Raw genomic sequence first — 5,787 nt, 5'->3', positions numbered from 1 at the left:
TCCAGCAGCACCTCCATGTATGTCTCGACGAGGCCCTGCACGTCAGCCTCGACCTCCGCAAGACGCGGCATGACCTCCGTCATGCCGCTATTCGTCGTGTTCGCGCGGAACAGCTTCAGGCCCGACACCTTCCCCTCCTCAGATACCGTCAACGCCGAGAAGGTGTCAGATTGTTTCCGGCAGGGACCCCAAGCGTGTGTGGGTGAAGTGATGACGCGCGTTCAGACCAGAAGCGGGCCATGCCGTCTCGCAGATCGCCCGAATGGTCGAATCCCATATGCGTCCCACAGAACGCCTGACACCATGTCAGGTAAACGCTAAATTGCAGGTCAGACAGGGTCCAAGTAATATGCGGTAGGCGTCTTCTAAGCGCTTGGCCGCAGGTTCGAGTCCTGCCGGGGGCGCCACACCCCGCCCTCCCCGCGGGAGGGCGTCTCACCGCCCCCAGGGGCGGAGCACCGCCGTCCCTCTCCCCGCACCGCCCTCCGCGTCCGCGCCTGCATGCCTCCCGTGTCCCACCGTGGATACGTACGGCGACGGCCGATTCACTCAGCCGGTCGGCATTCGCCGCGTCAACGGCGTTGCGGGCCCGCGAAATGTGGCCGGCAATCGCTCCTGCTGAGGGGCTCACCCCGCCAGTTCGCGTGCGCCGTCGACCGGGTCGACCCGGTCACCGCGGTCCGGACCCGTCCGCGGTCCCGCCTGCCGGGGACAACTCCCACCTGGACGGCGGGCCTTGACGACGGGAGGCCCGGCGCCGATCCGGAAGGACCGCGCGGGACGCCGCACCCCGCGCCGGTGGTACGCGCCCCGGCGGGGACCGAATCCCCCGCGTCCCGGCGCGCGACCCGCGCTCCCGCGTCCCGCGCCCCGGTCCGCAAAGGGTGACGCCCCGGCGCACGACCGTGACCAGCGGTCGGCCTCGGCGTTGTAGGGGGAGTGCGGCGGCGAGTGGTGCCGGCGTACTCATCGAGTCAAAGGAGAACGTGATGTCTCGCATCGCGAAGGCGGCCGCGGTCGCGCTCGGCGCGGGCGCCGTGGTCGTCAGCGGCACCGGCCTCGCCATGGCGGACGCCGGCGCCCAGGGCGGGGCCGTCGGCTCGCCCGGTGTCCTCTCGGGCAACCTCGTCCAGATCCCGGTCAACGTGCCGGTGAACCTGTGCGGGAACACCGTCGACGTGATCGGCCTGCTGAACCCGGCGTTCGGCAACACCTGCCTGAACAAGAGCGCCCCCCACGCGCAGCACGGCGGTTACGGCTACGGCGGCTGACCCGACCGTATCCACGCGAGAGCCCCGGCACCCTGAGCGCCGGGGCTCTCCCGCGTCCACGACGGGCCTGCCCGTGACGGCGGAGGACGACGGCTGCGCGCGACGGAGGACGGCGGACGCGGCGCACGACGGAGCGCGCGCGGAGGACGGCGGAGGCGGCGCCCGACGACCCCGGACGGTCCTGGGCGCCCCCCGTGCCCCGCAGCCCCGCTGCCCGTCGGCCCCGCCGCCCCGTAACCCCCGGGACCGACCCTCACCCGTACCGGTACACCGCGCTCACGTCCTCCATGTCGTCCGGTGTCATGTCCCAGGGCGGGAGCTTCTGGCGGCGGGCGATGATCCGGCCGTGTTGGTCGTCCCCGAGGCGGGGCGGGTCGGCCGGGAGGTAGCGGGCGCCGCGGTGGCGGTTCTGCCAGCGGGTCCACTGGAGGTCGACGAAGGCGTGGTGCAGCCAGAACACCGGGTCGTTGACGGACGCGCCGGTGAGCATCGCGCCGCCGACCCAGCGGTGGACCCGGTTGTGGTTGTGCCAGGAGCCCGCTCCGCGCCCGGTGCCCCAGCCCTCCAGCCGGTTGCGGAACCCCTTGGTGACCGTGGAGTCCCAGGGCGCCACGTCGTAGACGGGGTCGTCGAGCGCCGACTGGAGCTCCGCCTTCGTGGGCAGCTCCAGCGGTTTGGCCGCCCGGCCCAGGTCGCGGGTGAGGAAGTCGCCGTCGTCGACGTTCTCGCGCAGGGTCCAGTTGCCCTCCGCGTAGGCGAAGGGGCCGGTCGTCACCCGGTGGTCGGAGCCCCGCCCGTTGCCGCCGAGCAGGTCGGCGGTCCACGGCACGGACGTCGCCGAACGGTCCCGGGTCCAGTCCCAGTAGGGGATCGTCACCGACGCGTCGACCCGGCGCAGCGCGTCCTCCATGTCCAGCACGAACCGGCGGTGCCAGGGCAGGAAGGACGGCGCCATGTGGGCGGTGCGCAGCCCGTCGTCGCCGTCGGGGACGTAGTACTCGATGTGCGTGCGCACGAACTCGTCGTACTCACCGCGCCGTTTGACCTCCAGGAGCGCCGACACGAACCGCTTGCGCTCGCTGCGGGTGAGGGTGCTGACGTCCTTACGCGTGTACGCCACGGCCGCTCCCCCCTTCGGTGCGGTCCTGCCCGCACATCCGGCCCCGGACCGGGTCACGGGGACTGCGGTGCGGGCCCAGTTCGTCCACGGCGGCGCGGGCGGCGGCCAGCGGGGTCGGGTAGGACCGGTAGTGGTCGATCATGCTCAGCCAGCCGCCGTCGGCCCGCCGCATCAGGTGCAGCGGCGAGCCGTCGACGGTGACCCGCCACAGGTGCTCCTGCGCCGGGACGGCCCGGCCGCGCACCTCGGCCCGGGCCGGGACGGCACGGCCCCGCGCCCCGGCGCGCGCCGGGGCGTGCGCCGTCACCCGGGAGCCGCGCAGACGGCGGCCCCGGTACGTCTCGTCGAACGCGCCGTCCCGGTCCGCGGTGTCCTTCGGGCGGGACGCGGTGACCAGCGGCGCGCACACCAGCGCGACGGCCGACGCCAGCAGCCCGCGCAGCACGCCACGCCGGGACCGCGCCCCGGCCGTCCGTCCCGGCGCCGGTCCGGGTTCCGCGTCCACCGGCTCCTCGCCGACGGTGACCCCCACGCCCATGGCTCGCTCCTCCTCCGGTTGCGGATATCACCCCGGTAACCGGCCGACCCGCCGTGCGGTCACGGAGTGCGGCGGGGCAACGCGCCGGGCCCGGACCGCTTCCCCGCGGTCCGGGCCCGTGTCCGTCCGGTGGCGCGCTACAGGCCGGGGCCCGCGACCAGGTCGGCGCCGGGCACGGTCTGCAGGACGGGGGCCAGGACGCCCGCCTGGGGCAGCTTCAGGTTGGGCAGGCCCGCGTTGGAGCCGTCCGGCGTGCTGAGCGGCGCGTCGAGGGTCAGGCCGGGGGCGAGGGTGTGCAGGTCGGCGGCGGGCAGGTGCAGGCCGACGTGGTCGAACTGGTCGCCGAGCAGGTGCGGCAGCGGCGCGCGCACGTCGGCGCCGGGCAGGCCGCCGCTGAGGGGCAGTTGGGGGACGGCGCGGTCGGGGATGAGGCGGCCTTCCACGTAGCGCGGGCCGTCCAGGTTGCCGGGCGTCGGCAGCGGGATCTCTCCACCGATCTTGGGGAGTTCCATGTGGAGGGTCTGCTCGGCGCCCTCCAGCGGCACCGGTACGGGAACCGTGCCGACCGCGGCGGCGGGGGTCGCGGTGGCGGCGCCCACGGCTGCCGCGATGCCGGTGACGACGGCGGCAAGGGTTCCTCGGGTGGTCGGCTTCATCTCGCTGGGGTCCCTTCCGGAATTCGACGCGGTCTGCGTGCGTACCGGGGTAACGAGGCGGCCGACGGCTTGAGCGCATCTTTCCCCCGAGTGCCGCAGTAGTACTACGACGGGGAAATCGGGGCGCGCGACGGCCGCGGACGGGAAGGGGCGCGTTCCGCCGCACGGCGGCCCGCGGGCAATTCCCTTTTCCGCGGCCGCACATGGGACGGCGACCGGTCCGTGCGGGACGGGGTCCGGTCGCCGGTCCCCGGCGGGAGCGGGCAGTTGGGGCGGGTGGGCCGGTCCCCGGCGGCCGGGGAGTCCGGGCCCGGCTCCGGTCACCGACGGGACACCGATGACGCGGGTGCTACCGGTGGTCGGACTCCGGTCACCGGTGACGGGGGCGGGGGCGGTGGTCGAACTCCGCTCACCGGCGCGACGGTTGCGGAGGGACCGTCGTCACCGGGCGCCCACGGCGGTGCACTTGGGGTCGGTCGTCGGACTGCGGCCGCCGTGGCGTGCGGAGTTGGGGGCGGCGGGCCGGGTCAGCGCAGGCGGCGGGCCGGGAGGACGACGTGGGCCGCCGCCGTCAGGGTCTCCTCGGAGCCCGCGAACGCGGCCAGCGCCTCCGGCTCGATCGGCTTGCCCGGCTCGGCCTCGGGCCACGGGCGGGTGGTGAAGATGAAGTAGGCGTAGCCGCGTTCGCCGACCGCCTCCAGCCACTCGGGCGGCGGGGTGCACTGGGCGTTGCAGCCCGGCATGGTGACGACGGCCTGGCCGCCCTCGACCAGCAGGCTCACCGGCAGGCTCGGCTTGGTGGCGGCGTCCACGAGGTCGCCGCCGACCGGCAGGCCGCTGTTCTCCAGCATCCGGGCGACGGCGGCCGACGAGGCCTCGGGTCCGGACGGCACGTCCCCGAGGGGATAGGCCAGCAGGTAGGGCATGTCGCCGTCGGGGGCCTCGCCGCTCCAGGCCAGCACGACGAGGGTGCCCAGCTCGACGGCGTTGGTGCGGGTTTCGCTTGAGGTTGAGGTCACCGCGCGACCTTATCGACGGGCCGGAACCCGTTCGGGGGTGTCATCACCCGACCGGGCGACATTCCGCGCCCTGTCCACACGAACGGGGGACCCGCCCCTCGAACAGCGCCGAGGGCCGATTCCGTGCCGCGCGGAATCGGCCCTTTCGACGGGATCGGCCTTTTCGGTGGAACTCCGGTGGGCACCGGTGGGACGTCCGGGACGGCGCGGGGAGAAATCCCGCGGGACGTCCGCCGGGCGGTGCGGCGGGTTCTCGGAGGAACGCGGCGGGTGGACGGGAAAGGACGCGCTGGCGTCAGGACCCGGCCGGTGCGCGGGAATTCACCGGCGCCGATTCCGGAAGGGCTCAGCCCTTGAGCGGAAGTCCGCCGAGCAGCTGGGTGGGCTTGTTCAGGGCGGTCGTCGCGCCGTCCACCGCGCTGAGCGGGGAGGTCTTGTCCTCGGTGTTGAGAGCGTTCGACTGGTGCTGGAGCGGCATCAGGTCGACGGGCTTGAGCTGGCCCGAGGTCAGGCTGTTCACCGCGCCGTTGAGGCTGGTGGGGGTGACGGCGGCGGTGTCGTAGGCGAAGGCGGGGGCGGCGACGCCGGCCAGGGCGACGGAACCGGCAACGACAGCGGCGGCTTTGAGGGACTTCATCGGGTTCCTTTCTTCGGCAACTCATGTCGCCTGCGGGAATTCTGACGCTGTGCCTAACGATTACCCGGCGGCCCGGAAACCCCGTGATCAGAAATTTCCCCGCTCCCACCCGAAGGAAGGACGACGCCGAACGGCCGCCGCGCCGCCCCCGTGGAGCGGCGCGGCGGCCCGATCGCGGTCGGCCGGGTCAGCCGGTGACCGGGTTCGGCGCGGCGGGCAGCGACGGGGCCGCGGGCACCGCGGGGGCGGCGGCCGGGAGGCTCGGCAGCTTGGGCAGGCCCGGCAGGTTCGGGGCGGGCAGGCCGCCGCCGAGCAGGGTCGCGGCGAGGACGTTGACCTCGGCGGCGACGACACCGCCGGCGGCGGGCGCGACCTTGGCCGCGTCACCCGAGGTGGTGGCGGCGGCGAGGGTGTCGACCGACGTGCCCAGGGCGGTGAGGGCCTCGGCCTTGACGTCGGCGATCGCGGCGGCGACCGTCTTGCCATGCTTGCCGGGGCCGCGCGCCGGGCGCCGAGGGGGCGGCCGGGGTGGCGGGGACGGCCGGT

6 protein-coding genes and 2 pseudogenes are annotated in these 5,787 nt (G+C 74.4%); 1 reads left to right on the top strand and 7 read right to left on the bottom strand.

Going from position 1 to position 5,787, the window contains the following annotated elements:
- Window positions 1-128: pseudogene (locus GA0115242_RS41355) on the bottom strand (transporter); the annotation flags it as partial.
- 861 nt (window positions 129-989) lie between these two features.
- On the opposite strand from GA0115242_RS41355, the gene GA0115242_RS00155 reads away from it, so the two are divergent.
- On the top strand, window positions 990-1,271 hold the full coding sequence (locus GA0115242_RS00155) for a chaplin (RefSeq protein WP_093823191.1): 282 nt from the start codon (window positions 990-992) through the stop codon (window positions 1,269-1,271).
- A gap of 253 nt (window positions 1,272-1,524) precedes the next feature.
- Here GA0115242_RS00155 and GA0115242_RS00150 read toward each other — a convergent pair whose 3' ends face one another.
- The 6 genes and pseudogenes from GA0115242_RS00150 to GA0115242_RS40480 form a co-directional block, all read right to left on the bottom strand.
- On the bottom strand, window positions 1,525-2,391 hold the full coding sequence (locus GA0115242_RS00150) for a tyrosinase family protein (protein ID WP_093823188.1): 867 nt from the start codon (window positions 2,389-2,391) through the stop codon (window positions 1,525-1,527).
- Window positions 2,375-2,929: a tyrosinase family oxidase copper chaperone gene (locus tag GA0115242_RS00145; protein ID WP_093823186.1), complete on the bottom strand. Its 555-nt coding sequence runs from the start codon at window positions 2,927-2,929 to the stop codon at window positions 2,375-2,377. Before GA0115242_RS00145 ends, GA0115242_RS00150 begins: the two co-directional genes overlap by 17 nt.
- Window positions 2,930-3,066: 137 nt before the next feature.
- The gene (locus GA0115242_RS00140; RefSeq protein ID WP_093823184.1) at window positions 3,067-3,585 is read right to left on the bottom strand and encodes a hypothetical protein; all 519 of its coding nucleotides are present in this window, start codon (window positions 3,583-3,585) and stop codon (window positions 3,067-3,069) included.
- 527 nt (window positions 3,586-4,112) lie between these two features.
- Complete coding sequence (locus tag GA0115242_RS00135; protein ID WP_093823182.1) at window positions 4,113-4,604, bottom strand: DUF5949 family protein; 492 nt, start codon at window positions 4,602-4,604, stop codon at window positions 4,113-4,115.
- 346 nt (window positions 4,605-4,950) lie between these two features.
- On the bottom strand, window positions 4,951-5,241 hold the full coding sequence (locus GA0115242_RS00130; protein WP_093823180.1) for a hypothetical protein: 291 nt from the start codon (window positions 5,239-5,241) through the stop codon (window positions 4,951-4,953).
- 187 nt (window positions 5,242-5,428) lie between these two features.
- Window positions 5,429-5,787: pseudogene (locus GA0115242_RS40480) on the bottom strand (hypothetical protein); the annotation flags it as partial.

Origin of the sequence: Streptomyces sp. SolWspMP-5a-2 (assembly GCF_900091845.1) — a bacterium.
In the GTDB taxonomy this organism is placed as follows: Bacteria; Actinomycetota; Actinomycetes; order Streptomycetales; family Streptomycetaceae; genus Streptomyces; species Streptomyces doudnae.
This window is presented reverse-complemented; position numbering and strand designations above follow the sequence as displayed.

Bases quoted from the DNA above. Each gene is read 5' to 3' on its own strand.
- GA0115242_RS00145 (WP_093823186.1), bottom strand. From the start codon at position 2,929: ATGGGCGTGGGGGTCACCGTCGGCGAGGAGCCGGTGGACGCGGAACCC.
- GA0115242_RS00140 (WP_093823184.1), bottom strand. From the start codon at position 3,585: ATGAAGCCGACCACCCGAGGAACCCTTGCCGCCGTCGTCACCGGCATC.
- GA0115242_RS00155 (WP_093823191.1), top strand. From the start codon at position 990: ATGTCTCGCATCGCGAAGGCGGCCGCGGTCGCGCTCGGCGCGGGCGCC.
- GA0115242_RS00130 (WP_093823180.1), bottom strand. From the start codon at position 5,241: ATGAAGTCCCTCAAAGCCGCCGCTGTCGTTGCCGGTTCCGTCGCCCTG.